20 protein-coding genes are annotated in these 25,795 nt (G+C 67.8%); 14 read left to right on the top strand and 6 right to left on the bottom strand.

Features of this window, described 5'->3' with window-relative positions; genetic code table 11:
- Window positions 1-16 precede the first annotated feature (16 nt).
- The gene (locus A176_RS03160) at window positions 17-1,426 is read left to right on the top strand and encodes a family 2B encapsulin nanocompartment shell protein (RefSeq protein ID WP_002636818.1); all 1,410 of its coding nucleotides are present in this window, start codon (window positions 17-19) and stop codon (window positions 1,424-1,426) included.
- A gap of 36 nt (window positions 1,427-1,462) precedes the next feature.
- Window positions 1,463-2,863: a family 2B encapsulin nanocompartment shell protein gene (locus tag A176_RS03155; protein WP_002636819.1), complete on the top strand. Its 1,401-nt coding sequence runs from the start codon at window positions 1,463-1,465 to the stop codon at window positions 2,861-2,863.
- 194 nt (window positions 2,864-3,057) lie between these two features.
- On the opposite strand, the gene A176_RS03150 is transcribed toward A176_RS03155, so the two are convergent.
- Complete coding sequence (locus A176_RS03150; RefSeq protein ID WP_002636821.1) at window positions 3,058-3,645, bottom strand: TetR/AcrR family transcriptional regulator; 588 nt, start codon at window positions 3,643-3,645, stop codon at window positions 3,058-3,060.
- A 53-nt stretch (window positions 3,646-3,698) separates the two neighbouring features.
- On the opposite strand from A176_RS03150, the gene A176_RS03145 reads away from it, so the two are divergent.
- Entirely contained in the window at window positions 3,699-4,130 is a 432-nt protein-coding gene (locus tag A176_RS03145; RefSeq protein WP_002636822.1) for a VOC family protein, read from the top strand.
- Window positions 4,131-4,158: 28 nt separating this feature from the next.
- Here the strand turns inward: A176_RS03145 and A176_RS03140 are convergent, their stop codons facing one another.
- Window positions 4,159-6,249 carry a TadE/TadG family type IV pilus assembly protein gene (locus A176_RS03140; protein ID WP_002636823.1) on the bottom strand — a complete coding sequence of 697 codons (2,091 nt, stop codon included), beginning with the start codon at window positions 6,247-6,249 and terminating at the stop codon, window positions 4,159-4,161.
- Between the two features lie 954 nt (window positions 6,250-7,203).
- Between A176_RS03140 and A176_RS03135 the strand changes: the two genes are divergently transcribed.
- From A176_RS03135 to A176_RS03120, 4 genes are all read left to right on the top strand, one after another.
- Window positions 7,204-7,965, top strand: coding sequence for a DUF6585 family protein (locus A176_RS03135; RefSeq protein WP_002636824.1), 762 nt, complete (start codon window positions 7,204-7,206; stop codon window positions 7,963-7,965).
- Between the two features lie 29 nt (window positions 7,966-7,994).
- Complete coding sequence (locus A176_RS03130) at window positions 7,995-8,513, top strand: hypothetical protein (protein ID WP_002636825.1); 519 nt, start codon at window positions 7,995-7,997, stop codon at window positions 8,511-8,513.
- Window positions 8,514-8,765: 252 nt separating this feature from the next.
- A complete protein-coding gene (locus tag A176_RS03125) occupies window positions 8,766-10,001 on the top strand; it encodes a GAF domain-containing sensor histidine kinase (protein WP_002636826.1) in 1,236 nt (411 codons plus the stop codon).
- 165 nt (window positions 10,002-10,166) lie between these two features.
- Complete coding sequence (locus A176_RS03120; protein WP_002636827.1) at window positions 10,167-10,673, top strand: hypothetical protein; 507 nt, start codon at window positions 10,167-10,169, stop codon at window positions 10,671-10,673.
- 27 nt (window positions 10,674-10,700) lie between these two features.
- Here A176_RS03120 and A176_RS03115 read toward each other — a convergent pair whose 3' ends face one another.
- Window positions 10,701-12,602, bottom strand: coding sequence for a propionyl-CoA synthetase (locus A176_RS03115; protein ID WP_002636828.1), 1,902 nt, complete (start codon window positions 12,600-12,602; stop codon window positions 10,701-10,703).
- Window positions 12,603-12,924: 322 nt separating this feature from the next.
- On the opposite strand from A176_RS03115, the gene A176_RS03110 reads away from it, so the two are divergent.
- Both A176_RS03110 and A176_RS03105 read left to right on the top strand, forming a co-directional pair.
- Window positions 12,925-14,244: a KamA family radical SAM protein gene (locus tag A176_RS03110; protein ID WP_044889740.1), complete on the top strand. Its 1,320-nt coding sequence runs from the start codon at window positions 12,925-12,927 to the stop codon at window positions 14,242-14,244.
- 123 nt (window positions 14,245-14,367) lie between these two features.
- A complete protein-coding gene (locus tag A176_RS03105) occupies window positions 14,368-14,670 on the top strand; it encodes an Mpo1-like protein (protein ID WP_002636830.1) in 303 nt (100 codons plus the stop codon).
- 13 nt (window positions 14,671-14,683) lie between these two features.
- Here the strand turns inward: A176_RS03105 and A176_RS03100 are convergent, their stop codons facing one another.
- Window positions 14,684-15,919: an FAD-dependent oxidoreductase gene (locus A176_RS03100; protein WP_002636831.1), complete on the bottom strand. Its 1,236-nt coding sequence runs from the start codon at window positions 15,917-15,919 to the stop codon at window positions 14,684-14,686.
- A 398-nt stretch (window positions 15,920-16,317) separates the two neighbouring features.
- Here A176_RS03100 and A176_RS03095 point away from each other — a divergent pair, with 398 nt between their 5' ends.
- From A176_RS03095 to A176_RS03085, 3 genes are all read left to right on the top strand, one after another.
- Window positions 16,318-17,094, top strand: a complete 777-nt coding sequence (locus A176_RS03095; RefSeq protein WP_226994169.1) for a carbonic anhydrase — start codon at window positions 16,318-16,320, stop codon at window positions 17,092-17,094.
- A gap of 215 nt (window positions 17,095-17,309) precedes the next feature.
- On the top strand, window positions 17,310-18,833 hold the full coding sequence (locus A176_RS03090) for a PKD domain-containing protein (RefSeq protein ID WP_002636833.1): 1,524 nt from the start codon (window positions 17,310-17,312) through the stop codon (window positions 18,831-18,833).
- 165 nt (window positions 18,834-18,998) lie between these two features.
- Entirely contained in the window at window positions 18,999-20,177 is a 1,179-nt protein-coding gene (locus A176_RS03085) for a serine hydrolase domain-containing protein (protein ID WP_002636834.1), read from the top strand.
- Between the two features lie 30 nt (window positions 20,178-20,207).
- Here the strand turns inward: A176_RS03085 and A176_RS03080 are convergent, their stop codons facing one another.
- A complete protein-coding gene (locus A176_RS03080; protein ID WP_002636835.1) occupies window positions 20,208-20,681 on the bottom strand; it encodes a hypothetical protein in 474 nt (157 codons plus the stop codon).
- A 156-nt stretch (window positions 20,682-20,837) separates the two neighbouring features.
- On the opposite strand from A176_RS03080, the gene A176_RS03075 reads away from it, so the two are divergent.
- Together A176_RS03075 and A176_RS03070 are read left to right on the top strand one after the other, a co-directional pair.
- Window positions 20,838-21,581, top strand: coding sequence for a hypothetical protein (locus A176_RS03075; RefSeq protein ID WP_002636836.1), 744 nt, complete (start codon window positions 20,838-20,840; stop codon window positions 21,579-21,581).
- A 168-nt stretch (window positions 21,582-21,749) separates the two neighbouring features.
- Window positions 21,750-23,477, top strand: a complete 1,728-nt coding sequence (locus A176_RS03070; protein ID WP_002636837.1) for a hypothetical protein — start codon at window positions 21,750-21,752, stop codon at window positions 23,475-23,477.
- 87 nt (window positions 23,478-23,564) lie between these two features.
- On the opposite strand, the gene A176_RS03065 is transcribed toward A176_RS03070, so the two are convergent.
- Window positions 23,565-25,580 carry a serine hydrolase gene (locus A176_RS03065; RefSeq protein ID WP_226994168.1) on the bottom strand — a complete coding sequence of 672 codons (2,016 nt, stop codon included), beginning with the start codon at window positions 25,578-25,580 and terminating at the stop codon, window positions 23,565-23,567.
- Window positions 25,581-25,795: the final 215 nt, after the last annotated feature.

Below are 25,795 nucleotides of genomic sequence, written 5' to 3'. Positions count from 1 at the left end.
AATCGAAAGGCCAGTCATGTCGAACATCATCAAGCCGGGTGGCGATTCCGAGAAGTCCCAGTTGAGCCTCGGAACGGCCGCGGCGAGGCAGCTCGCGACGACGACCAAGTCCGTTCCGCAGATGCAGGGCATCTCGTCGCGGTGGCTGCTCAAGCTGCTGCCCTGGGTGCAGGTGTCCGGCGGCGTGTACCGCGTCAACCGCCGGCTGAGCTACGCCGTGGGCGACGGCCGCGTCACCTTCACCACCACCGGCGCCAAGGTGCAGGTGATTCCGCAGGAGCTGTGCGAGCTGCCCCTGCTGCGCAGCTACGACGACGTGGAGGTGCTCACCGCCCTGGCCAACCGCTTCGAGCAGAAGACGTACAAGGCCGGTGAGGTCATCACCGAGGTGGGCAAGGAGGCCGACTGCATCGTCCTCATCGCCCACGGCAAGGTGAACATGATTGGCGCCGGCAAGTACGGCGACGCCACCGTGCTGGGCGTGCTGGCGGACGGTGACCACTACAGCTACGAGGCCCTGCTGGAGTCGCAGGACTACTGGCAGTTCACGGCCAAGGCCGTCACGGCGTCCACCGTGCTGATTCTCCAGCAGTCGGACTTCGAGGCCGTGGTGGCCCAGGCGCCGTCGCTGCAGAAGCACATCGACCAGTTCAAGGCCCGCTCCAAGCGCAAGCAGGACACCACCGGCCAGGCCGAAATCGAGCTGGCCGCCGGCCACTCCGGCGAGCCGGTGCTGCCGGGCACCTACGTGGACTACGAGACGTCGCCCCGCGAGTACGAGCTGAGCGTGGCCCAGACGGTGCTCCAGATTCACAGCCGCGTCGCCGACCTCTTCAACGAGCCCATGAACCAGACGGAGCAGCAGCTCCGGCTGACCATCGAGGCGCTGAAGGAGCGCAAGGAGCACGAGCTCGTCAACAACAAGAACTTCGGCCTGCTGCACAACGCCGACCTCAAGCAGCGCATCCACACCCGCCACGGCCCGCCGACGCCGGACGACATGGACGAGCTGCTGGCCACCGTGTGGAAGGAGCCGTCTTTCTTCCTGGCCCACCCGCGCGCCATCGCCGCGTTCGGCCAGGAGTGCAGCCGCAAGGGCATCTACCCCACCAGCGTGGACTTCAACGGCAACATGGTGCCCTCGTGGCGCGGCGTCCCCATCTTCCCCTGCAACAAGATTCCCGTCAGCGATTCGCGCACCACGTCCATCATGCTGATGCGCGCCGGTGAGAAGAACCAGGGCGTCGTCGGCCTGCACCCGGGCGCCATCCCGGACGAGGTCGAGCCCGGCCTCAACGTCCGCTTCATGGGCATCAACGAGAAGGCCATCATCAACTACCTGGTCACCAGCTACTTCTCCGCGGCCGTCCTCGTGCCCGACGCGCTCGGCATCCTGGAGAGCGTCGAAATCGGCCGCGGCGACTAATCCCCCTTCAATCCGGACGACGTGGAGAGGTTTCACATGGCGAATCCATTGAAGACGGGCGCTGACGACGCGGCGCGGCTGAGCCTCGGCACCGCCGGGGCTCGGCAGCTCGCGACGACGACCAAGACCGTCCCGCAGATGCAGGGCATCAGCCCCCGGTGGCTGCTGCGCATGCTGCCGTGGGTGGAAGTGACGGGCGGCACGTACCGCGTCAACCGGCGGCTGAGCTACGCGGTGGCGGACGACCGCCTCGTGTTCAGCAACATCGGCGCGAAGGTGCAAATCATCCCCCAGGAGCTGCTCAAGCTGCCGCTGCTGCGCGGCCTGAGCGCCGATGACGAGGTGATTCAGGCCCTGGCCAACCGCTTCACCCAGACGCATTACAAGGCGGGTGACGTCATCGTCACCGCGGGCACCTCCGCGGAGCACGTGTTCCTGCTGGCCCACGGCAAGGCGCGCAAGCTGCGCGAAGGGCTCTACGGCGAGCAGGTCACCCTGGACGTGCTGGCGGACGGCGACCACTTCGGCGACCAGGCCGTGGCGGAGTCCGACGACGTGTGGGACTTCACCGTGAAGGCCACCACGCCGTGCACGGTGATGTCCCTGCCCCAGAAGGACTTCGAGGACCTGATTACACGGTCCGCCACGCTGCGCGTCCAGGTGGAGAAGTTCCGGGAGCGGCTGAAGAAGCCCCAGGACAAGATGGGCCAGGCCGCCATCCCCATGGCCGCGGGCCATGCCGGCGAGCCGTCCATCCTGGGTGGCTACGTGGACTACGAGCTGTCACCGCGCGAGTACGAGCTGAGCGTGGCCCAGACGGTGCTCCGGGTCCACACGCGCGTCTCCGACCTCTTCAGCGACCCCATGGACCAGACGGACCAGCAGCTCCGGCTGACCATCGAGGCGCTGAAGGAGCGGCAGGAGCACGAGCTCATCAACAACCGCGACTTCGGCCTGCTGCACAACGCCGACCTCAAGCAGCGCATCCACACCCGTCACGGCCCGCCCACGCCCGACGACATGGATGAGCTGCTCAGCCGGCGCCGGAAGTCCCGCTTCTTCCTGGCCCACCCGCGCACCATCGCGGCGTTCGGCCGGGAGTGCACGCGCCGGGGCATCTACCCCACCGTCGTCGACGTCCAGGGCAGCCCCTGCATGGCCTGGCGCGGGGTGCCCATGCTGCCGTGTGACAAGATTCCCGTCACCGAGCAGCGCACCAGCTCCATCCTCGTGCTGCGCACCGGCCAGGAGGACCAGGGCGTCGTGGGCCTGCGGCGCACCGGCCTCCCCGACGAAGTGGAGCCCGGTCTCTCCGTGCGCCGCATGGACGTCACCGACAAGGCGCTCACGAACTACCTGGTGAGCACCTACTTCTCCGCCGCGCTCCTCATCCCCGACGCGTTGGGTGTGATGGAGAACGTCGAAATCGGCGGCTGATGTCTCAACGGGTGGCGCGGCGGGACCCGGCGCAATGCCTGTCCCCGCCGTGTCGCCTGGAACGCTCGCGGGCCGCGTACGTCAACCGGCGGCCCGCGTTGCTTACCTGGGCGTGGTGGCGACCTGCATCCGGGTCTCCCTGCTCTCGGCCCTGTCCGGCGCCCCGAAGCCGACCACCCTGGAGCCCCTGCCGCTCAAGGACCGACGCCCACGGTGACGCGCTCGATGAGCGCGAGCATGGCCGCGCGGTAGGCCTTCGCGTCGCCGCCCGCGCTGATGGCCAGGGCCGCGCGGTCGAACGCGGCCGACAAGAGACTGGCGAGCGCGGCAATCAACGGCCCGTCGCCCAGGAGCGCGGCCAGCCCCTCCCGCAGTGAGCCCGCGGCGGAGGCCTCATCCAAGGCCATCATCTCCGCGTGGCCAAACACCGCGGGCCCGTCCACGAGCAGCAGGCGCGTCCTGCCTGGGACGGCCATCGCGTCCAGGTACGCGAGGCTCCCCGCGATGAGCGCCTCCCTGGGGGGCAAGGAGGCAGGCGTTGACGCGTCGATGGCCTGGCGCAGCTCCGCGAACTCCCGTTCGAGCACCGCCCGCAGCAGCGCCTGCTTGTCCGCGAAGTGGTGGTAGAGCGCGCCTCGCGTCACCTCGGCCGCCGCCACCACCTCCGGCGTCGACGTCTGCGCGTACCCCTTCTCCACGAACAGCGCCCTGCTCGCGCTCACCAGGGCGTGCCGCGTGGCGGCGCTGCGCTCATCGTTGCTTCGATGCTTGCGGGATTGCATACACGCAGCCTGTATGTTACCTCAATGAAAGGCAAGGCCTGAAAGGAAACCCAATGAAAATCACCAGTTACTACCCGGTCATCATGACGAACGACGTGGCGGGCACGGCGGCGTTCTTCACGAAGCACTTCGGCTTCAGCGCCCGGTTCACCAGCGACTGGTACGTCCACCTCCAGTCGGACGACGCCGAGCAGGTGGCCCTGGCCATCCTCGACGGACGGCATGAGACGGTGCCCGCGTCGGCCCGGGGCGGCACGGTGGCCGGGACGATTCTGAACTTCGAGGTCGAGGACCCGGACGCCGTCTACCGGGACGTGCAGGCCGCCGGGCTCCCCATCCTCCTGCCGCTGAGGGACGAGGCGTTCGGCCAGCGGCACTTCATCACCGCCGACCCCAATGGCGTGCTCATCGACGTCATCAAGCCCATCCCGCCCAGCGAGGACTTCGCGAAGCAGTACGAGGCCAGCGCGCTCCCCGTGGGCTGAGACCCCCACGGGGACGAAGGACGCGGCCTCAGTGCGTGACGATCTTCGGGGCAATGCCCCGAAGCGGCCCGGGCAGCGCGTCCATCATTCCGCCCAGCGCGGGCAGGGAGTGGCGGCCCTGGTACACGGACGCCAGACGCGGGCGCCAGTAGGGGTTGAAGAAGTTGGGCTGCTCCGTCCAGTTCCCAGGCCGGTGGTAGTAGGCCTGTCCGCGGGAGACGACGTTGAGTCCCTCGACCATGCCGAGGAACTTCTTGCGGTTGTTCATCATCTCCAGGCCCTCGCTCTGTGGGGTGAAGGCGAACTTCACCTTCCCCTCGTCGTTGAGCAGGGCGGGCGCGTTGGTGCCCGTGCCGTCCCGGTTGTCCCGGTTGACCACCTGGTCCGGAGACTTGTTCAACGCCACCCAGGTGGAGGGCTGGTTGAAGTCCACCTGACGCGTGGCGGCGCTCTGCATGTTCGCGTTCGCCATGGGGTTGCACACCGAGCCGAGCTGTCCCGGCTCGAAGTGCATGAAGGGCACCAGCCCCACCCAGCGGTGGTTGCCGTCCTGCACGGGCCGGACGTTCGCCGTATGGACATCCATGTGCAGCCGGCAGCTCCCCAGGATTCTCACCACGCAGATTTCCTCGGCGTGGATGCCCACGTCCCCCTCCCGCCCCCGGGGGCGCACGTGTCCGCCCCAGCCCCGGCCATAGTTGGAGTAGTTGACCCGCCAGTGGAGCCCGCCTCGGCGGCTGCCGCTGTCCACGTCGTTGAGGGCCCAGACGCTCGTCTTCATCATGTGCCGGTAGGGCAACTTGGCGGTGTTGTTGTCCCCCTTGCGCCGGCGGTTGTCCCCGAAGCACTTCCAGTAGTCGTCGTCCTTGGTGCAAGCCAGGGGGTTGTCCAGCTTGATGATGCCCAGGTTCGCCTCGGGGGGGCCGATGTTGATCCAATACGGGTCATCCGCCCCGATGTTGTCGCCCTGAGCCATCATCCCCCACGGCTGGGCATTGTCATTCCAATCGCGGATGTAGTTCCGCCCCTCGTTGCCAGGCCCACTTCCCTGCCGGAGCGAGTTCGCGGTGGGGAAGCCCGACGAGAGCATCCGCGTCTGGCCCAGCTTTCCAAACTGCATGACGTTCGGGATGTCGACGCCTCGGTCGAGGAAGTCCTGCAGGAAGTCGAGCTCCGCGGGGAACGGCAGCACGGAGCCGAGCCCGCGGTTGGTGACGAAGCCCTCCGGACAGTCGAACGGCCCCGCCGAGGGCCCGGCGTCACACGCATACCGCGTGGCATTGGAGATGCCGCCCATGGCGCGTTTGACGCGGGCCACCGGGTCGTTCTTGGCCCGTTTCGTCACGTCGAGCGCGCTGAAGGGATTCTTCCAGGAGCCGGGATTCAGGGGGCTGCCACCCGCGTGCGGATTGTGCGCCTGACTGAACAGGCACTGGCTGTAGGCGCCTGTCGCGAGCTGACTCATCATCGAATTGACGTTGCTGTCGTTGTCGTCGATGACCGTCGTCGTGGACTGCACCACGTGGGTGGAGGCCGACATCATCATCGACTGGGACGCGAAGTACATCACCCCGTTCAGCACCCGGTGCGCGGGGACGATGATTTGCCCAATCCAGTAGTCCGGATCCGCCGCCTTGATGACGCCCTGAACGAACTTCAGGACCATATCCCGGTAGAGCGTCATGACGCGGCTGACGACCCGGATGATGGCGCCGACCACGGGCACGAGTTGCAGGAAGGGACAGACGATGGCCCAGAGTCCTCGAGGCCGCCCCGCGCAGGGGTTCAGCGTCTTCATGAACCCGTACAGGTCCGTCAGGAAGGCCTCCGCGGAGTAGATGAGCGACAGGAGGGACTGCCACATCATCGCCGACACGTAGTGCGACACCTGTGTACGATTGGCGTATGCGTAGAAATTGAACGCCCGGGCTTCCATGGCCGCCATGGAGTACGCCGCCGCGTCCGCCGTGTTCTGGAGGCGGATGCGCTCATGCACGGTATGGCCGATGTTGACGGTGGCCAGCACCGCCAGGGACATCACCAGCACCATCAACGCGGCAAGGACCAGCGCCTGCCCTTCCTGGCGTCGGAAACTCTGTCGGAGGGTCCGGGTGAACATGACGTGGCGACAGCTCCTCGCTTGGGATGAAGGCCCAGGGGAGGCCGGCGTCATGGACGTGTCCGACGGGAAGGACTTGCGTTGCCCGCCGATGCCCCGCCCCCCCGTAAGTCCTTGACCCTATGACAATGAATGTCATCGGGCAAGACACCCACCCGCCGTCGGCACCTTTTCCCACACCTGGCATCCCAGGGATGCCCTCCCAGACATGGGCATCCTGCACCGCGGCATTTTCAGAGGCGTGCATTCAAGGCCGGGCCTTTTCATTGCCCGGGGCTTGCCGCGGATTGGGCCATGGAGGTACCGAAGCAGGCGGCGCGGCGTGGGTTGAGGGCAAAGACGCATCATGCCCGTCAGGTCCTCCGCACGGCCTCAATGACGCACCCATTGCCTTGTGTGGCGTCGCCTCGCACAGGCTGCCGGGCCCGCGTCACTGACGCACCCATTGCCTTGCGCGGCCTCGCTGCACACAGGTTGCCGTGCAAGGCATTACTGACGCGCAGGTGGCCTTGCGCGGCCGCACGGACGCCCGGGTCGCCGCGCGCGGCCGTGCCCCCAGGTTCGCGTCGGCGCCACCAGTTCGACGTGCCACCAGCCGCGGCCGCCCTGGCTCCGGACCACCGGCGTCCACGTCCCCTGGATGCGCGGCCGGCGCGCCCTGCCCCGGACTTCCGGGGAAGCATCACACGCCACTCAGTGACATCACCGGGGAGAACCGCGCCTCAGCCATGACATGCACGAAAAGGCTGTGTTTCACGAAGACACCTACCATCGCCTCTCACGAACTGAGAACACCTCTTTCGATTCTCGATTTCGCCGCACCTGAGCAAATCGAAGCATCACGCGGCGTATGAAACATGCGCGTTTCCGAGCCATGCCGGGCGCACTCCCAGCGCGAGCGCGAATCTCGTCGCAAAGACACACGCGATTGTTTATAGGTGCGCGTCCTGTTCGATGCGGCTCCCGAAGCCGATCCAGGACGCCTCGGAGGCTCCGCTGAAGAACTTTCACACCCGGGTTTTTCCCAAGCCCACCCTGTATTGGCTCGCCGCTGGCGGCGTCCTCATCTACCTGGTGCTCGCGGCGTTTCTTTCGTTCGGGGGCATCTACCTGCTGCCGGCGGACTTCATCAAGGGCATGTTCCGGTCCCACTTCGGGCCCGTGTTCATGCTGCTCGGCGTCCCCTGCGGGCTCTACTTCATCTTCTGGCGCGCCAGCGACTTCATCGCCTGGATGCTGGCGCCCAAGGTCCTGGAGGTGGGCTCGGAAGGGCTGCGCGCCGGCACCACGCGCATCGCGTGGCGGAACGTGAGCGCCATCACCCCGGTGAAGAACCACGACCGGCTCGTGTTGAAGCACCGCGGGGGCACCTATCGGCTGCGGTTGAACCTGTGGGACGACGCGGACTCGCTGTACGAATACGTGACGGACCACGTCGTCGAGGTCCTGCTCACGGGCGTGCACCGCCAGGTCGCCGCGGGCAAGCAGGTGCCGTTCGGTCCGCTCTCCCTCAGCAACGCGGGGCTGACCCACAAGAAGCGGCTGATGCGCTGGGACGACATCGAAAACATCCGCTTCCAGGATGAGTTCGACCAGGGCGTCTCCACCCGCGAGCTGATCATCACCGCGGACGGCAGGTCCATCAAGGTGGATGAGGCCCGCATCGTCAACGCCCCCGTCCTCCTGGCCTTCTTGTCCCAGCGGCTGGCCGCCTGAACCCCTTTTACCCTCACAGGTCCTACGTCATGGAAATCTACAGCTCGGCTCAGAACAGGCAGAAGGCGCAGAAGCCTCGGGAAATCTATTACTCGCGCACGAAGCTCATCGTGGGCGCCGTCATCTGGACCCTCGCGTCCACCTTCTTCGGAGCGCTCACATTGCGGCTGCTGGGCCAGACCGGCGCCATGGCGCTGTGCGGCTTTCTGACGGCCTGCATGGTGTGGATGCTCGTCGGCTGCATCCGCGGCCTGACCAGCCTGGACAAGCCCGCGCTCATCATCGGACGCGAGGGCATCCGCTTCGCGGATGGCTTGTTGATCGCCTGGGAGGACATGCAGGAGAACATGTATTACAGCCAGTCCTACATGGGCATCCCCACCCTCAAGCTGATTCAAATCAAGACCACGCTGAAGAAGCCCAAGGTCAAGAAGATGCGGGCGGCGGCGCTCGACATCGACAGCGACGAGTACCTGGAGCTGTGCGACGCCTACAGCCAGAGCGCCGCCATGCGCGCGGCCCCGGCGCCCGCGCCGGCCCGGCGGTAGGCCCCGCCCCTCGGAGGACGCCCCCGCACGGGAGCGCGCCGACGACGGAGTGGCTCCGCGACGTGATGCGCGTCGACGCCCGCAAGCGCGTCGACGCGCGTCCTCGCGAAACATGCCTCCCGGCGCGAGGGGGCGTTCACTCCAGGACGGACCCGCGGCACTCCTCGCGTGCGGTGGAAGCCGCTGGACGTTCGTCCGCCCCGTCCTCACTGCGCGGTGCGAAGGCGCGGTGTAGGGTCGCGACCGCGCCCCATGAACAGCCCCCCGCCGCCGAACCCCCACATCCGCAACACCGCCCCGCTCACCGCGGACGTCGAGTCGGTGGGTCGCATCGCCGCCATCCAGTCGGTCCTCCGGGTGCTGACGCAGACGACAGGGCTGCGCCTGGCCGTCGTCGCCCGCGTCACCGAGGACAACTGGACCTGCTGCGCCGTGCTGGATGAGATGAACTTCGGCCTGAAGCCGGGCGACACGCTGGCCATCACCACCACGTTCTGCAACACGGTGCGCAGCACCCTGGCGCCGCTGCGAATCACCCACGCGAGCCAGGACCCGCGCTTCAAGGACCACCCCGCCCCCCGGCTCTATGGCGTGGAGAGCTACATCGCGGTGCCGCTGTACCGGAGGAACGGGGATTACTTCGGGGTGCTGTGCGCCCTGGATGCCAACCCCATCACCCTGCCCGAAAGCCATCTCGAGGTCTTCCGCCACCTGGGAGACCTGGTGGGCCATCAGTTGGAGCAGGAGGACGCGCTGAAGGAACGAGACGCGCGCCTGCTGACTGAACGCGAAGCGACGCTGCTGCGCGAGCAGTTGATTGGCATTGTCAGTCACGACCTGCGCAACCCGCTCAACGTCATCACGCTGTCCGCGCACCGGCTGATGCAACGGCCCGAGCCGCTGGACGACGGCGTCCGGCGAGGTCTCAATCGCATCCTCGGCGCCTCGGACCGGGCCCACCGGCTCATCCGCGACCTGCTGGATTTCACCTATGTCCGCACCGGGCGGCCCATTCCCACCCATCCGACGCCCGTGGACCTGCATGCGCTGACCCGACAAGCCGTGGAGGAAGTCCAGACCCCGGACGGAAACCGCATCGCGGAGGTGACCTGTGACGGTGACCCCCACGGCACATGGGACCCGGACCGCATCACCCAGGCACTCACCAACCTGTTGACCAACGCCCAGCAATACAGCCCGCCCGACTCCCCCATCCGCGTGACGGTGCGGGGCGAGCCGCACCAGGTCATCCTGAGTGTGAGCAACGCGGGCGAGCCCATCCCCATCGCGCTCTTGCCCACCCTCTTCGAGCCGATGACCCGCGGAACCACCGCCGGCGTCGAACGCCGCAGCGTGGGCCTGGGGCTGTTCATCGTGGACCAGATTGCCCGCGCCCATGGGGGCCAGGTGGACGTGGCCTCCACGAAGGAGGCGGGCACCACGTTCCGTGTCCACCTGCCCCGGACGCCAGCGCCGCCCTCCCGCTGAACTGGCGGCCCAGGCGCCCTCCCCAGCAGTCAGCCAGGGAGGCGCCTGCCGCTCCGCCGCGAAGCACGGGTGCCCATCGCCACGCCAGGACGCACCTTGAGCGCGGGAGGGAGAGGGCGGATGAACAGACGACTCGGTGCGCTTGTCCGAAGAGACCCAGCCGAAGTGCAGGGCGCGTTTTTCGTGCTGAAGGGCCTGTGGCCCCTGGTCCGCCCGAAGAGCATCGCCCGGCGCATGGGGCCCATCCGCGAACCCTGGCTGATGAGGACGGTGGGGGGACTGGTCTGCGCGCTGGGCGCGACGCTGCTGACCGCGCATCGACGCGGCCGTGTCACCCCCGAGCTGCGACACCTGGGCGCCTGGAGCTCGCTGTCACTGCTGGTGGCGGATGTGTCGCTGTACGCCAGCGGGCGGCGCTCGGCCTTCTACCTGGGGGATGCGGCCATCCAGGCCGCCCTGTTCGTGGCCCAATACCGCGCGCGCACCGGCCCGCTTCGGACCATCGATGTCCGGCCAGGCAACCGCGACCCTTCGCGGTATGGCGCGGGCGAGCTCGGGCGCTGGAACATCCGGCCCGGTGAGTCGTGCGACGCGAACGGGAAGCGGGACGTCGTCGCGGAGGGGTCCATGGAGTCCTTCCCCGCGAGCGACCCGCCTTCCTATATCGGCTGAGCCCCTGGGGCTTCAGCCAGGCACGGTCTACGCCTTCCGGGCGTAGCCAATCCCTCGCAAGACCTCGGCGATTTCGCCCAGCACCGCCTCGTCGTCGATGGTCGCGGGTGTCTTGTATTCGCTGCCATCGGCGATTTTCTTCATCGTGCCGCGCAGAATCTTGCCCGAGCGTGTCTTGGGCAGACGGGGCACCACCGCCGCCGTCTTGAACGCGGCCACCGGGCCAATCCGGTCGCGCACGAGTTGGACGACCTCCTTCACGATGTCCTCGTGCGGGCGCCGCACGCCCGCCTTGAGCACGATGAAGCCCACCGGGACTTCACCCTTCAAGGTGTCCGCCGCGCCCAGGACGGCGCACTCGGCGACGTCGGGATGGGAGGCGAGCACCTCCTCCATGGCGCCCGTGGAGAGCCGATGCCCGGCGACATTGATGATGTCGTCGATGCGGCTCATGATGAACAGGTAGCCGTCCGCGTCCTTGTAGCCCGCGTCTCCCGTCAGGTAGTAGCCGGGGAACGCGCTCAAATACGCGCTCACGTAGCGCGCCTCCGCGTGCCACAGCGTGGGCAGACACCCGGGCGGCAGGGGCAGCTTCACCACGATGGAGCCAATGGTGCCCGGGTCGGGCTCGTGGCCCTCCGGGTCGAAGATGCGCACGTCGTAGCCGGGCATCTCCACCGTGGGCGAGCCCACCTTCACCGGCAGGGGCTCCACGCCCATGGGGTTGGCCGCGATGGCCCAGCCCGTCTCCGTCTGCCACCAGTGGTCAATGACGGGCCGCTGCAACCGCGCCTCACCCCAGCGGAGCGTGTCCGGGTCACACCGCTCCCCCGCGAGGAACAGCGTGCGGAGCTTCGACACGTCATGCTTCGCGAGCAGCTCGCCCTGGGGGTCATCCCGCTTGATGGCGCGCAGCGCGGTGGGCGCGGTGAACATGACGCGCACCCCGTGCTGGGCGACGACGCGCCAGAAAGCCCCCGCGTCCGGCGTGCCCACCGGCTTGCCCTCGTAGAGCACGGTGGTGCTCCCGTTCAGCAGCGGCGCATAGACGATGTACGAGTGCCCCACCACCCAGCCCACGTCCGACGCGGCCCAGTACACCTCACCGGGCGCCACGCCGTAGATGTTCTTCATGGACCAGTGCAGCGCCACCGCGTGGCCGCCGTTGTCCCGGACGATGCCCTTGGGCTGCCCCGTCGTCCCGGAGGTGTAGAGGATGTAGAGCGGGTCCGTCGCCTCCACCGGAACGCAGTCCGCGGGCTCGGCACCCTCCAGGGCCTCGCTCCACGACACATCCCTGCCCCGGACGAGCGAGGCCGCCAGTTGGGGGCGCTGAAGGATGATGCACGCCGACGGCTGATGCCGGGAGAGCGTCAAAGCCTTATCGAGCAGCGGCTTGTAGGGGACGACGCGGCTCGGCTCGATGCCGCAGGACGCGGAGACGATGACCTTGGGTGTCGCGTCGTCGATGCGCGCCGCCAGCTCATGCGGCGCGAACCCGCCGAACACCACCGAATGGATGGCGCCGATGCGGGCACACGCCAACATGGCCACCACGGCTTCGGGCACCATGGGCAGATAGAGGATGACGCGGTCACCCTTCGTCACGCCCTGGCGGACCAGCGCCCCCGCGAAGCGCGCCACGCGCTCACGCAGCGCCGCGTAGGTGTACGTCTGGACCGTGCCCGTCACCGGGCTGTCGTAGATGACCGCCGCCTGTTCGCCGCGCCCCTGCTCGATGTGCCGGTCGAGCGCGTTGTAACAGGTGTTGAGCTGACCTCCGGAGAACCAGCGGTACACGGGCGCCCGCGAATCATCGAGGACGGTGTCCCACTTCCGGTACCAATGGATGCCCTCGGCGGCCTCGGACCAGAACCCCTCCGGGTCCCGGAGTGAGCGCTCATGCAGCGCGCGGTACGTCCCCGTCATGCGGTGCCCTCCCCTGTTGGTGCGCGAGCCGCGCGCCGGCCCCCACCCGCGGTGACGGCCCGCATTCCTCGCGGTTCAAGGCACCCTGCGTCATTCCCTCACGTCAACACGCGGCGTCATGAAGCGCCTGGACGCTCCGTGGAAACACGCCTGCCCGCATGGAGGAGAGAGATGACACTGGCCCACGCGGCGTGGTAACCGGACTCTCCCTTCGTTGGTGGTCAAACGGTGTGTAACCACGCCCCGGCCACCCGCCCAGGGTGGCCGTTGTGCACTCTCGCGGCCGTCCTGCTTACCACAGGAGAGAAGAAGCGTGAGCGTCATGTCAAACGCGGCACTGGCCCTGTCCACTGGACGTCGCTACCGTGCCTTCACGACGAGGCACCTGGAGGAGCTGACGACGCGCGCTGGACTGGCGGCGGACGAAAGGCTCGCGGTGCAAGCAGTGGCGCACGTGCTGCCTTTCCGGACCAACAGCTACGTCGTCGACGAGCTGATCGACTGGGACGCCGCCCCCGATGACCCCATCTACCGGCTCGTCTTCCCGCAGGCGGACATGCTGCCCGCCGAGGACGTGTCACGGATGGTCGACCTGCTGCGTTCGGGCGCGCCGACGCTGGAGTTGAACGCGGCCGCCAATCAGATTCGCGCGAAGCTCAATCCGCACCCCGCGGGGCAGATGGAGCTCAACGTCCCCAAGCTCGCCAATGAGGAGCCCGTCCCGGGGCTGCAGCACAAGTACAAGGAGACGGTGCTCATCTTCCCCAAGCAAGGACAGACGTGCCATGCGTACTGCACATACTGTTTCCGCTGGGCGCAGTTCGTGGGTGACGCGGACCTGAAGTTCGCCTCGCGGGAAATCGCGCCGCTGGTGGAGTACATCCGCTCGCATCCCGAGGTCACCAACGTGCTCTTCACGGGCGGCGACCCGATGATCATGAGCGAGGCGGTGCTCGCCAAGTACATCGAGCCGCTGCTGGAGATTGAGCACCTGGAGGCCATCCGCATCGGCACCAAGGCGCTGGCCTACTGGCCGCAGCGCTTCGTCACCGACGCGGACGCCGACGACACCCTCCGCCTGTTCGAGAAGGTCGTCGCCTCTGGGAAGAGCCTGGCCTTCATGGCGCACTTCTCCCACCCCACGGAGATGGTGCCGGAGATTGTCCAGGAGGCGGTGCGCCGCATCCGCAGCACGGGCGCCGTCATCCGCACCCAGGCGCCGCTCATCCGCACCATCAACGACGACCCGGCCATCTGGGAGAGCATGTGGCGCACGCACCTGCGCCACGGCATGGTGCCGTATTACATGTTCGTGGAGCGCGACACCGGCCCGCAGGACTACTTCGCGGTGCCGCTCGCCCAGGCCTACGACATCTTCCGGGGCGCGTACCAGAAGGTGTCCGGACTGGCGCGCACGGTGCGCGGCCCGTCCATGTCCGCGACGCCCGGCAAGGTGTGCGTGGACGGCGTGACGGAGATTGCCGGCGAGAAGGTCTTCGTCCTGCACTTCATCCAGTCCCGCGACCCGGAGCTGGTGGGCAAGCCCTTCTTCGCGAAGTACGACGAGAAGGCCAGTTGGCTCTTCGACCTCAAGCCCGCGCTGGGCGCCACCCACTTCCCGTGGGAGACCCCGGCGACCTGAGTCGTGCCCCCGAGACGGGAGCGCCCATGACGGGCCTCCCGTCTCGAAGCATCCCCGGGGCCAGGCAAGCAGCCGTCCCCGCGGCGCCTTTCTCCCGGGCGGGCGGATGCATACCGTGGCTTCATGCTCGGCAACCGCCCCTGGGGGGAGTGGATTTCGGAGTACGCGAAAAGCCACACCCACCCCGTCAATCGCCTGTGCCACACCGTGGGCATTCCGATGATCGCCGCGTCGGTGCCCCTGGCCGCCGCCTCACCGTTCATCCCCCGGCTGTGGAAGGTCCCCGCCACGCTCTTCGCCGTGGGGTGGGGCTTCCAGTTCGTGGGGCACGCCTTCGAGCGCAAGCCGCCCGAGTTCCTCAAGGACTGGCGCTTCCTCTTCGTGGGCCTGCGCTGGTGGGCGGCGAAGATGGCGGGCCGGGCGTAAACCCGGCACCGCGTCACGGCGAGGTCGGCGCCACCGGCGTTCGGATGTGCTCGGGCCGCAGGCCCATGCCCACGAGCCGCGCCGGGATGCGGCGCAGCACGGGCGCGTGCTGAACGAGCCACAACGGCAGCGGCAACCGCCGGGACGGCGCGGGCCTCCGCAGCGCCGGCGTGAGCACGCGGTTCTGGATGAGCACCTGCGCCCGCTGCGTGAGGCGCGTGGGCCACTCCCGGCGCTCCTGGACGCGGCGCAAGTCCATGGGCGTCACGTGACGGGCCAGCAAGGGACCCGCGAGGAGGTTGGCCGCGGCCACCGCGTCCTGTACGGCGAGGTTGATGCCCACGCCCCCCACGGGTGACATCGCGTGCGCCGCGTCACCAATGCAGAGCAGCCCGGGCTGATACCAGGTGCGCAGCCGGTCCACCCGCACGGTGAGCAGCTTCACGTCGTCCCAGTGCGTGAGGTCCTGGGTCCGGTCCGCGAGGAAGGGCGCCATCCGCGCGAAGTCCTCGCGGAAGGACGGCAAGCCCGCCTCGCGCAGGGCGTCGAAGCTCCCCTTCGCGATGACCCGGCCGCACTGCCACGCATCGCCCCGGTTGATGAGGATGAAAATCTGCCCCTGCTCGAAGCGGCCCATCGGGTCCACGGGGTCCGTGGGCTTGCGCGCGACACGAAACCACAGCACGTCCATGGGCGCGCCCAGGGCCTCCACTTCGAAGCCCGCGCGCTGACGCACCACCGAGGTGCGCCCATCCGCCGCCACCACCAGCGACGCCCGCACCTCCAACGTGCCTTCGGGCGTCCGCGCCCGGACGCCGGTGACACGGCCCTTCTCACGCAGCACGTCCGTCACCTCCGCGCACCGTCGCAGGTGGAAGCCCGGGTACGCGGAAGCCTTGCGCGCGAGGAAATCCAACAGGTCCCACTGCGGCATGAACGCGATGTAACGCGCGTGGGTGGGCAGGTGCGTGAAGTCCGCGACCACCACGTCGTGTGAGCCATTCTGGAAACGCAGCATGGGCGCCTTCTGGTGAGGCAATGCCAGCAACTCCTCCAGCCACCCCAACTCATGCATCAACTCCAACGTGGACGGATGGATTGTGTCGCCCCGGAAGTCACGCAAGAAGTCGGGATGCTTCTCCAGCACGGTGACATCCACGCCGGCTCGCGCGAGCAACAGGCCCAACATCATCCCCGCGGGGCCTCCCCCCGCGATGCAACACTGCGTGGTGCGAACCTCGTCAGCCATTGCGCCCCTCCCCTCGCGCCGGACCGTAACGAACGGCGCGCCCGACAACCCGGTTTTCCACTCGCCAACGTATGTCCAAGACATGAGGGCGAGACACCGAGCTTTCTTGGAAACCGAGAGGGGGCGGGTCAGCCCCACCCCGTCTCAATCCACCGACAAAGCGTCTGGAGATTCCGACAAGAAATGTCCGAAATCATGGCGAACAAGGTATTTTAAATTTATGATGTAATTCGTGGGCGCCGGTCGCCTCTTCCAAACCCGGCGAGCGCCCGCGTGAGCAGGGTGTGCCTGGACTCAGTGCCAGGGACGCCCGGCTTGTGTTCGACGTCGCACCCAAAGGAATCAATCACATGTCGTTTTTCCGCACTGCCTCTGTGCGCGCTCTCCAGAGCGCGTTGGTGTCATCCGTTTGTCTTGCGTCCAGCGCCTTCGCTCAGGACCTGCGCGGCACGCCCGCGCCGGTGTTCCTGACCAGCGAAGACGCTCACTGGGGTTATTCACAGACGGTCAGCCCCGAGCGCTGGGGCGAGCTCCCCGGCAACGCCATCTGCGCCGCGGGCCTGGACCAGTCTCCCATCGCACTGGTGACGTCGATGGCGGAGCGCGGTCATCACGAAGCGCCCAACTTCAACTACCGCACCAGCCGCGTTCGGATGACGAACAACGGCCATACGGTTCAGTTCACGTATGACGCCGGCAGCACCATTCAGGTGGATGGCAACACGTACCACCTGGCGCAGTTCCACTTCCACACGCCCAGCGAGCACACGAAGGACGGCGTGGAGTACCCGCTCGAGGTGCACCTGGTGCACACCGACGCCAATGGCACCCCCGCGCTGGTCGTGGGCGTCCTCATCAAGGAAGGCTTCGTGCATCCGGCGCTGTTCACCGCGTTCCGCAACCTGCCGAAGCACGCGGGTGAGCACAGCCAGCCCATTGGCGCGGTCATCAACGCCAGCTCCCTGCTGCCGCTCAACAGGGCCTTCTTCAAGTACGCCGGTTCTCTCACCACGCCCCCGTGCACCGAGGGGCTCCAGTGGTACGTGATGAAGAACCCGATTGAAATGTCGGATTCGCAGATCGCCTCGTTCCAGCGTCTGCCCTACCTGAACCCGAACAACCGTCCGCTGCAGCCGCTCAACGGCCGCGTGGTCAGCACCAAGCACGGCTTCTGAGTTCCGCGGACACGCCTGGCGTGTCCGGCTGGGGAGGGGGGATTCGCCGCACGCGGGTCTCCCCTCCTCGCGCTGGGAATCGCCTGTTTTCTGATTGCGGGAAACATTTGCAATCCAGAGGCAAGCACACATCCCGGATAACAAGCACTTAGCAATTTACAAATCTGCCATTCAAAACCTGCCAGTCTTGCCGCGCCTTCCACGAAAGGTGCGCCATGTTCTGGAATCCACGACGTCTCGCGAAAGCGCTGTGCTTCGGTTCCCTGTCGCTTGCCCTGTCCGCCCAGGCACAAGCCACCAACGTCGCTCAGGGGAAGCCGTCATCGGCGTCCTCGGTGCACGCCAATGGCTTTCCCACGCAGTTCGGCCACGCCAAGGCCTTCAACGGCATCATCAACACGGAAGACCGGTGGGGCTCGTCCATCCCGCCCGTGCCCTGGAACCCGGAATGGGTGGAGGTGGACCTCCAGGCCGTGCACGCCATCACGAGCATCACCGTGTATGTCAGCCGGGATGCCACCTTTGGCCGGATGCTCGACTTCGACGTGCTGGCCCGGCCCAGCACCACGGTGGACTTCCAGGTGGTGCCGGGCGGCGCCATCACGGACAACCCCCAGACGACGCGGACGCTGACCTTCGCGCAGCCCGTGAATGCCCGCCACGTGCGGCTCCAGTGCAAGCGGTCCACGGACGACAACATCTGCCGGGTGCGGGAGTTCCAGGTGTTCGGCACCCGGCTCGCCAACCAGCCGCCGTCCGCCGCCGCGGGCAATGACGCGGTCATCCTCCTGCCCTCCAACACCGTGCAGCTCCGAGGCACCGCGAGCGACAGCGACGGCACCATCGCCAGCTACCGCTGGGAGCAGGTCTCTGGCCCCACCACCGCGGTCCTCACGAGCGCCACGTCCGCCAACGCGACGGCCAGCAGCCTGGCCGCGGGCGTGTACGTGTTCCGGCTCGTCGCCACCGACAATGGCGGCGCCACGGGCTCCGACACGATGCGCGTCACCGTGCACCCCACGAGCGCATCGCCGGATGCACGCGCGGGGCGGTTCCACGTCTGGAACCGGGGCGGCACCTACGACACCGCCGTCTTCCTGCCGAAGGACTACGGCACCCAGCCGGGCAAGAAGTACCCGGCCGTCCTGTCCCTCCATGGGCGGGGTGGCACCACGCTCAACGCGGCGCATACGGAGGTGCTCGCCAATCCGGAGGGCTTCATCCGGCAGCTCACGCCGGGCAAGGCGCTGGTCGACACGTTCCCCGGCATCGTCATCGCGCCCAACGGCCCGCGCGTGGGTGGCGCGATTGACACGTGGTGGAACGTGGACACGACGCACGCGCTCGTGCTGCAGGCGCTGACCGTCTATGACATCGACCCGGACCGAGTGACGCTGACGGGCCTGTCCTCGGGCGGCAGCGGCGTGAACGACCAGATTCTGAAGTACCGCACGACGTACGCCGGAGCCATGCCCCTGGCCTACTTCGCCCCCCGCCCCACGAACTACTGCGACCTGGAGGCCTTTCCCATCTGGACCTCCGGCCACTACAGCGACGGCACCTTCGGCGCCTGGGGGTGGTTCAACGCGACGGATGGCTACCATCCGCTCGTGCGGCAGTGCCCTGGCTACTCGGGTGAAGTCACCGTCACCGTGACGCTCGGCAGCGGGCACTCGGGTTGGGACGACTTCTGGAGCCGCCCCGAAGCCCAGAGCTGGCTCGTCAGCCAGCACCGCTGACGCGCGCACGGGCACCACCGCCCGTGATGCGGAGGAGACCGCCCTGTCGCCGCCAGCCGTTGTTGGCGGCGGCGGCGGCGCGGCGCCGTTGATGGGCCCCGGGCGGCACGGTAAGCACCGCGTCCTGTTTCGCTGACGAAGCAGGACCGGCCGGGAGCCGCTTGCATGAACGCGTTGCGTGTCTGGAGCCTGAGTGTGTTGTTCGCCGCCGGTTGCGCCACGGCGCCCGCGCCGCGGGAGACGCCGCCCATCCCAGACGCAGCCGCGCTGGATGGCGAAATGAAGCGGGCCATGGCCGCGACGGGCGCGAAGGGGCTGGCCCTCGCGGTGATCGACGACGGACGCGTGGTGGCGACCCGGGCCCATGGCTGGCGCAATGCGCAGGGCGAGCCGCTGCGGACGGACACCGTGATGTACGGTGCCTCCATCACCAAGACGGTCTTCGCCTATCTGGTGGCGCAATTGGCGGACGAGGCGCGCCTCGACCTCGACACCTCGATTGAGCGCTACCTGGACAGGCCCCTGCCCGACTACGCGGACGAGGACCGGTACTCGACCTGGTCGCACCTGACGGGCGATTCGCGCTGGAAGGCCATCACCCCGCGCATCCTGCTCACCCACAGCGCGGGCTTCGCCAACTTCGGGTTCCTGGAGCCCGACGGCAAGCTGCGCATCCACTTCGCGCCGGGCAGCCGCTACGCGTACTCCGGAGACGGCATCATCCTGATGCAGTTCGTGCTGGAGCGCGGCCTGGGGCTGGACGTGGGCACCGAACTCCAGCAGCGCGTGTTCGACCGGCTGGGCATGAGGAACACCAGCATGACGTGGCGGCCGGACTTCGCGCATAACCTGGCGGATGGGTGGACCGCCGAAGGCGGCGTGGAACCCCACGATGAACGCAGCAAGGTGCGCGCCGCTGGGAGCATGGACACCACCATCGACGACCTGTCGCGCTTCGCCGCCGCGCTCGTGCGGGGCGAGGGTCTGTCACCCCAGGCCTTCGCGGCCATGACCGCGCCCCGGCTGCCCATCACCACCCGGAGTCAGTTCCCCACGCTGCAGGCGGAGCTGCCCGAAGCGGCGCGGCGCAAGGACCTGGCGGCGGGCCTGGGTTTGGTGGTGTTCGAAGGCCCGCAGGGGCCCGCGTTCTTCAAGGGCGGCCACAACGAGAGCACCGGCAACACACTCGTGTGCGTGTCGCGAGGACGGCGCTGCGTGCTGCTGCTGGCCAACGACGTGCGTGCCGAGGCCGCCTTCCCCCGTCTGGTGCGCTTCGTGTTGGGTGACGCCGGAGTCCCGTGGGGTTGGGAGTACGGCCCCAAGACGTTCTGGGACGGACGCTGAGCGCGCGGCGCGGGAGTTCTCGCCAGCACCTCAGTCGCGGTACTGCCCATTCGCCTTGATGGGGCGAGGCGGGGCCAGCGAGGCCGGATACCCTGATGGGTCCACGGCCAGGGCACCCGCGGTGGACTCGCCGAACATGCGCCGGAGGTTGTCGCCAAAGAGCGTCACCGTGAGCAGGGCGATCAAGGCCATCAACGAGAGCGCGGCCGTCACGGTCACCGCCGTGCCGAGCAGCGTGACGGCCTCCGCCCGCTGCTGACGCCACACGCGGCGGCAGTCTCCCGTGACGACCGTCCCATCCGGCCTGCGGTAGAGCCGGGCACAGACCCGCCCGCCGGGCTGAAGCAGGGTCTCCACCTCATCCGTGGTCATCTCGCTCACGTTGTGGACGGAGAGCTTGCAAGCTTCGCAGTGTCGGACACGCGCGTCTCCCTTCATGTCGTCCCACCGCATTTCACAGGGCGTCGCGATGGTGAGCCGGTCCACCAGGGAACGTGTGTCCATGGAAACGACGCTACGAAACGCGAACGGCTCCGCGCATCGGCCGTTCGTCCGTAGGACGAATGACCGACCCGTGCCCTCCGAGTCTCGGCTCCGGATGACGGCCGGACTCCCCACCGGGAATGCGGTGCCCGTCGCGTCGCGATAACGTCTCCGCGCATGACGGCCCCCGCCCCCACCGCGTCCACGCTGGCCTTCGTCGGAATCGCGGGGGTATCCCTGCTGATGCTGGCCGCCTGGCTCGCCTTGGCCTGGAGGGCCTCTCGCGGGCAGCCCGACAGCACGCGTGTCCGGGTGCGGTTCACCGTGGCGCTGCTCTCCTGGGCAGGCGGATGGCTGGTGCTCGCGCACAGCGGCCTCCTCTCCCGGTTGGACGTGCGTCCTCCGCCGTCGGCGCTCCTGCCTCCCGCGCTCTTCCTCGCGACAGGACTCCTGCTTTGGGCGCGTGAGGGCCATCTGCTGGCGCGGCACACGCCGCTGTGGCTCCTCGTCGGCGTGCAGGCGTTCCGACTGCCGCTCGAGGTGGTGATGCACCAGGCTGCGCTCGAGGGCGTCATGCCCGCCCAGATGACCTTCGGCGAGGTCCGTGACACCACGGGCCTGAACTACGACATCGTCACGGGCATCACCGCGCTGCCCCTGGCCCTCTGGCTGTACAAAGGCAACGTGCCCCGCGGGGTCATCACCGCATGGAACACGCTGGGGTGCGCGCTCCTGCTGACCATCCTGGCCATTGGCGTCGCGAGCACCCCGCTGTTCGCGGGCTTCGGCACCGCACCCACCCAGCTCAATACGTGGGTGTTGTTCGCGCCGTACGTGTGGCTGCCCACGGTCCTGGTGGGCTCGGCACTCCTCGGACACGCGCTCATCTTCCGTCAACTCTGGGTGTCCCGCGCCCCTTGATGCACAAGCGTTAATCCTGGCTTCCCGTGCTTAACGACTTGCAAGTTGCGATGATGTTGCAGAGTGCGGCCTCATCAACGCGTGGAGCCATTCCGGAGCGGGCACTCAGGCGGCCTGCGCGGAAAGTTGTGGTACGAGAGTGCCCATTCTGAAAGCCGGAGGTTTGCTGTGACGTTGTTTCGAGTGTGTCTCGCTTCGCTGCTGGCGTTGGTGGTCGCCTGTGGTGGTTCGGATCCCGTAGTCGCGCCGGATGCCGGGCAGCCCCGTCCTGATTCGGGCACGCAGGTCCCCGACGGGGGCGGAGAGGTCCCTGACGCCGGAGAAGAGCTCCCGGACGCGGGCGAAGAGACGCCCGATGCAGGAGAAGAGACGCCCGATGCAGGAGAAGAGACGCCGGACGCCGGCGAGGAGACGCCCGACGCGGGTGAAGAGACTCCGGACGCGGGCTCCGAGACGCCCGACGCGGGTTCCGAGACGCCTGACGCCGGCTCCGAGACGCCCGACGCGGGCTCCGAGACGCCTGACGCCGGCTCCGAGACGCCTGACGCGGGTGGGCCGCCGCCCACGGTGAGCGTCATCGACAACTGGGGCTTCGAGGAGTGGCCCGGTGCGCTTCCCACGATGTGGTTCGGCAGCAAGTCGAACATCCCCTCCAGCGACGTGCGCAAGGAGACGACGCATCCGTTCGAGGGCGTGAACGCGGTCCGGCTGGTCAACGCCGCGACGGCGCACCGGCGCTTCACCACGCTGGAGAAGTCGATGCCCGCCGGCCGGTACGCCTGCACCTACCAGGCGCGCGGCACGGGTGAGGTTCGCAACGCCTTCTTCGCCTCCGACTACTCCAGCTACACGGGCTACACGTCGGTCGACTCCGCGGAGTGGCGGCAGTTGGCGTACAGCTTCAACCTCGCCAACGACGTCTTCGACACCTTCGAGCTCATCTTCAGCGTCCGCAACACCAGCGGCGAGCACCTGCTCATCGACGACGTGCGCTGCCTGCGCACCCCCGAGGCCTGTGACGCGGTGAGCTGCGAGTCCTGGGAGCGCTGTGTGAACGCCACCGCCACCTGCGAGCCGCTCTCCGGCCGTTGCAACGACGCCCTGGACTGCAACGAGTGGGAGGCCTGCGATGCGACCAACACCTGCGTGGTCGCGGAGAACCGCTGCACCCGTCATGTGGACTGCGCGGGCACCCCGGAGACGCCGGTCTGCGAGACCGCCTCGCACCTCTGCGTGGCGGGAGACCCCTGCGCGGGCGTGACGTGCAGCAACCCCGCGACGAGCTGCAACCCCACGACGGGCGCGTGCGAGCTCTCCGCGGGCGCGTGCTTCACCACGTACGACTGCGTCGGCGACCTGCCCGCCTGCGACCCGGCCACCAAGCGCTGCGTCTCCGCCGAGCACGCCTCGAACATCATCCGCAACGGCGGCTTCGAGAGCTGGAACACCTACAACATTCCCTACCACGGGCAGCACCTCATCCCGGACTACTGGTACGGCATGGACAACGGCGTCGCGGACCCGGGAACGGAAATCCGGCCCACGCGCCTGGCGCGCTACACGGCGTCGGTGCATGGCGGCTCGTCGGCGCTGCAGTTCATCGTCCCCATCCAGATCGCCGAGCGCTTCACGACGGAGAAGTTCAACGTCCCCAGCGGCAACTACTCCTGCTCGTACCGGGTGCGCGGCCACGGCAGCATCCGCCACCGCATCTACTCGAGCGCGGGATGGAACCCGCAGACCGACTTCCTCCTCGTGGACAGCGACGAGTGGCAGCCGGTGTTCTTCCGCTTCACCGGCAACGTGCGCGACTGGCGTCTGTTCTTCTACCCCAGCCGCAGCGAAGCCGACCGCGACCACCTCCAGGTCGACGACGTCGTCTGCACGCGGGACTAGCAGCGCGTTGAACCCCGGACCGGCGGAGGCCCTTGTGAGCCCCGCCGGTCCCTGAAGTCCTCGCTCAGCGACCCGTGGCGGGCTTCATTAGAACAGGTCGTGCGTGGGCCAGGCGCTGACGCCGCTCACGACGCTCCACATGAGCGCGTCGAGGTTGATGTTGGACGTGCCGCTGTTGTTGGAGTTGGTCATCACGGACCAGGTGAACGCCCCGGTGCGGCTGGGCCCGTAGCGGTCATCGGTCCGTACCATCAGCGCCAGGGTGCCCGGGAGGCCGCCGGTGTGCCACCAGTTGGGGATGTTGTTCACCTCCCAGCCCCGGGCGTAGCCAACGGGGTTGCCCAGGGTGTCGGGCGCCGTCGTGCGGGTGGTCATCGTGGTGATTGCGCTCGCGCTCAGCAGGTCCGGAACGGTGGAGAACCCATCCGCCCGCACGGCGACGCGCAACAGGTCGATGGGCGAAGCAACCCAGCCCCCGTGCGCATCCATGCGACGCACCGGCATGCCGTACGGGTTGAAGGCACCCGTCCCCAGTTGGTAGTAGACCGCCTCATTCGACAGCCGAGCGGCCAGGGTGTCTCCGCCCACGGCGAGGCTGGTGGCGCCGCTGGGCGTGAAGACGTGGTCGCGCATGTAGGCCTCGTAGGTCTGGCCCGTGACGCGCTCGATGATGCGGCCAAGGACGCTGTAGCCGAAGTTCGAGTACTGGTAGGTCGTCCCAGGCGCGAACTCGAGCGGCACGTTCTGCAACACCCACTGGATGAGCTGCGCGTGCGTCATGCTCGGGTTCATGAACATGGGGTCGCCCGAACCGTCGTTGCCGTCATTGTCCCAACCACCCATGGTGTGCTCGAGCAGGTGCTGGACGGTGATGTTGAGGACACGGCTGTCCACGTAGGTGCCTTGCGCACCGTAGGTCTCCCCCAGCAATCCCGCCCGGCCGAAGACGCGGTCCGTCAGGCGGACCTGCCCGCTCTCAATCAGCCGCATGATGCCAATGGACGTCAGCGGCTTGGACACACTGGCGACGCGGAAGCGGTGGGAGGAGTGGACAGGGGTGTTGTTGGTCCGGTCGGCCAGGCCATACCCCTTGGCGAAGACGAGGCGCCCCTGGTGGGTGATGGCCAGCGACAGGCCCACGGTGTTGGAGGCGGCCATCGCCTGCTGGACGGTGTCGTCGATGTGCTGCAGGTCGGCCCCGCTGAACGTCAGGTTCTGCCAGACCAAGGCGAACACAGGCTGGCTGCCATTGTGGTGCGCCGCCACCAAAACCGGGCGATACCCCTGGTTCTTGAGGTCCATCACAGCCTGTTGATACGCGGCGGAGGAGAGCCCGTGGCGCGCGGCGGTCGGAATCCCCGAGGAGGCATGGAAGATGGCCGCATACCGGTCCGTGCCGCCCACGTTGTAGCCGCTGACCTTCGCGAGCTGGTACCCCTGGGCCGCGTTGGTATTGAACGTGGACTGGTACTGCGCGGCGGTCAGTCCGTGGTAGGCCCGCGAGGCCGGGCCGCTCGTCTGCTCCCAGATGGCCGCGTAGCGCTCCGCGCCGCTGGACGTGTAACCACTGACGTGCACGAGCCGGTAGCCCTGCCCCGTCCAGGTGTTGAACTCCGCCTGATACTGGGACGCGGTCAGGTCATGCCGGGCCGCCCAGGCCACACCGCCGCCGACATGGAAGATGGCCGCGAAGTAGGCCACGCCGCCCACGCTGTACCCGTTGACCACCACCGGGCGGTAACCCTGCGACTGCTGATTGACGACAGTGGACTGGTACTGCGCGGACGTCAGGCCATGGAAGGCACGCCAGGCCGGGCCGCTCGTCTGCTCCCAGATGGCCGCGTAACGGGCGCTGCCCCCGTCTTCGTAGCCACTGATGGAGGAGAGCCGGTATCCCTGCCCCACCCATGTATTGAACTCCGTCTGATATTGGGCAGCGGTGAGCCCATGGCGGGCAACCCAGGCATCATAGGGGCCCGCCAGTGCCTGCGTGGCGGCACCCGGAGCGTCTGGGACCGGCTCCTCTGGAACCCCGCATGCCACGAGGGACACGACCAGCGCTGACAGGACCGCCTGAAGCGGCATCGCTCTGAAAGTCATCATTTTCGAAAGCTCCTGCTGAATTGGGGGTAATGCAGACAGGAAACGCACTCCAGGCGCATTTCAGCCCGGCCGCGAGCAGCGAAAAGAGATACCCGTCATCCGGAAAGCAAAACTCAGCAATTCCAGGTTCGCGCGTAGGGGCAAACCCACACGATTTCCGGCAGACGGCCCTACATCGTGCCGCCCCCTCGACGCGGAGAGAGGAATTGGGGTGG

It is taken from the genome of Myxococcus hansupus (assembly GCF_000280925.3).
Taxonomy (GTDB): domain Bacteria; phylum Myxococcota; class Myxococcia; order Myxococcales; family Myxococcaceae; genus Myxococcus; species Myxococcus hansupus.
Note: the sequence above shows the minus strand (reverse complement) of the source record. Positions and strands in the feature narration are given on the sequence as shown.

Coding starts and splice junctions, on each gene's coding strand:
- A176_RS03160 (WP_002636818.1), top strand. CDS start 17: ATGTCGAACATCATCAAGCCGGGTGGCGATTCCGAGAAGTCCCAGTTG.
- A176_RS03155 (WP_002636819.1), top strand. CDS start 1,463: ATGGCGAATCCATTGAAGACGGGCGCTGACGACGCGGCGCGGCTGAGC.
- A176_RS03150 (WP_002636821.1), bottom strand. CDS start 3,645: ATGCAATCCCGCAAGCATCGAAGCAACGATGAGCGCAGCGCCGCCACG.
- A176_RS03145 (WP_002636822.1), top strand. CDS start 3,699: ATGAAAATCACCAGTTACTACCCGGTCATCATGACGAACGACGTGGCG.
- A176_RS03140 (WP_002636823.1), bottom strand. CDS start 6,249: ATGTTCACCCGGACCCTCCGACAGAGTTTCCGACGCCAGGAAGGGCAG.
- A176_RS03135 (WP_002636824.1), top strand. CDS start 7,204: ATGCGGCTCCCGAAGCCGATCCAGGACGCCTCGGAGGCTCCGCTGAAG.
- A176_RS03130 (WP_002636825.1), top strand. CDS start 7,995: ATGGAAATCTACAGCTCGGCTCAGAACAGGCAGAAGGCGCAGAAGCCT.
- A176_RS03125 (WP_002636826.1), top strand. CDS start 8,766: ATGAACAGCCCCCCGCCGCCGAACCCCCACATCCGCAACACCGCCCCG.
- A176_RS03115 (WP_002636828.1), bottom strand. CDS start 12,602: ATGACGGGGACGTACCGCGCGCTGCATGAGCGCTCACTCCGGGACCCG.
- A176_RS03110 (WP_044889740.1), top strand. CDS start 12,925: ATGTCAAACGCGGCACTGGCCCTGTCCACTGGACGTCGCTACCGTGCC.
- A176_RS03105 (WP_002636830.1), top strand. CDS start 14,368: ATGCTCGGCAACCGCCCCTGGGGGGAGTGGATTTCGGAGTACGCGAAA.
- A176_RS03100 (WP_002636831.1), bottom strand. CDS start 15,919: ATGGCTGACGAGGTTCGCACCACGCAGTGTTGCATCGCGGGGGGAGGC.
- A176_RS03090 (WP_002636833.1), top strand. CDS start 17,310: ATGTTCTGGAATCCACGACGTCTCGCGAAAGCGCTGTGCTTCGGTTCC.
- A176_RS03085 (WP_002636834.1), top strand. CDS start 18,999: ATGAACGCGTTGCGTGTCTGGAGCCTGAGTGTGTTGTTCGCCGCCGGT.
- A176_RS03080 (WP_002636835.1), bottom strand. CDS start 20,681: ATGGACACACGTTCCCTGGTGGACCGGCTCACCATCGCGACGCCCTGT.
- A176_RS03075 (WP_002636836.1), top strand. CDS start 20,838: ATGACGGCCCCCGCCCCCACCGCGTCCACGCTGGCCTTCGTCGGAATC.
- A176_RS03065 (WP_226994168.1), bottom strand. CDS start 25,580: ATGATGACTTTCAGAGCGATGCCGCTTCAGGCGGTCCTGTCAGCGCTG.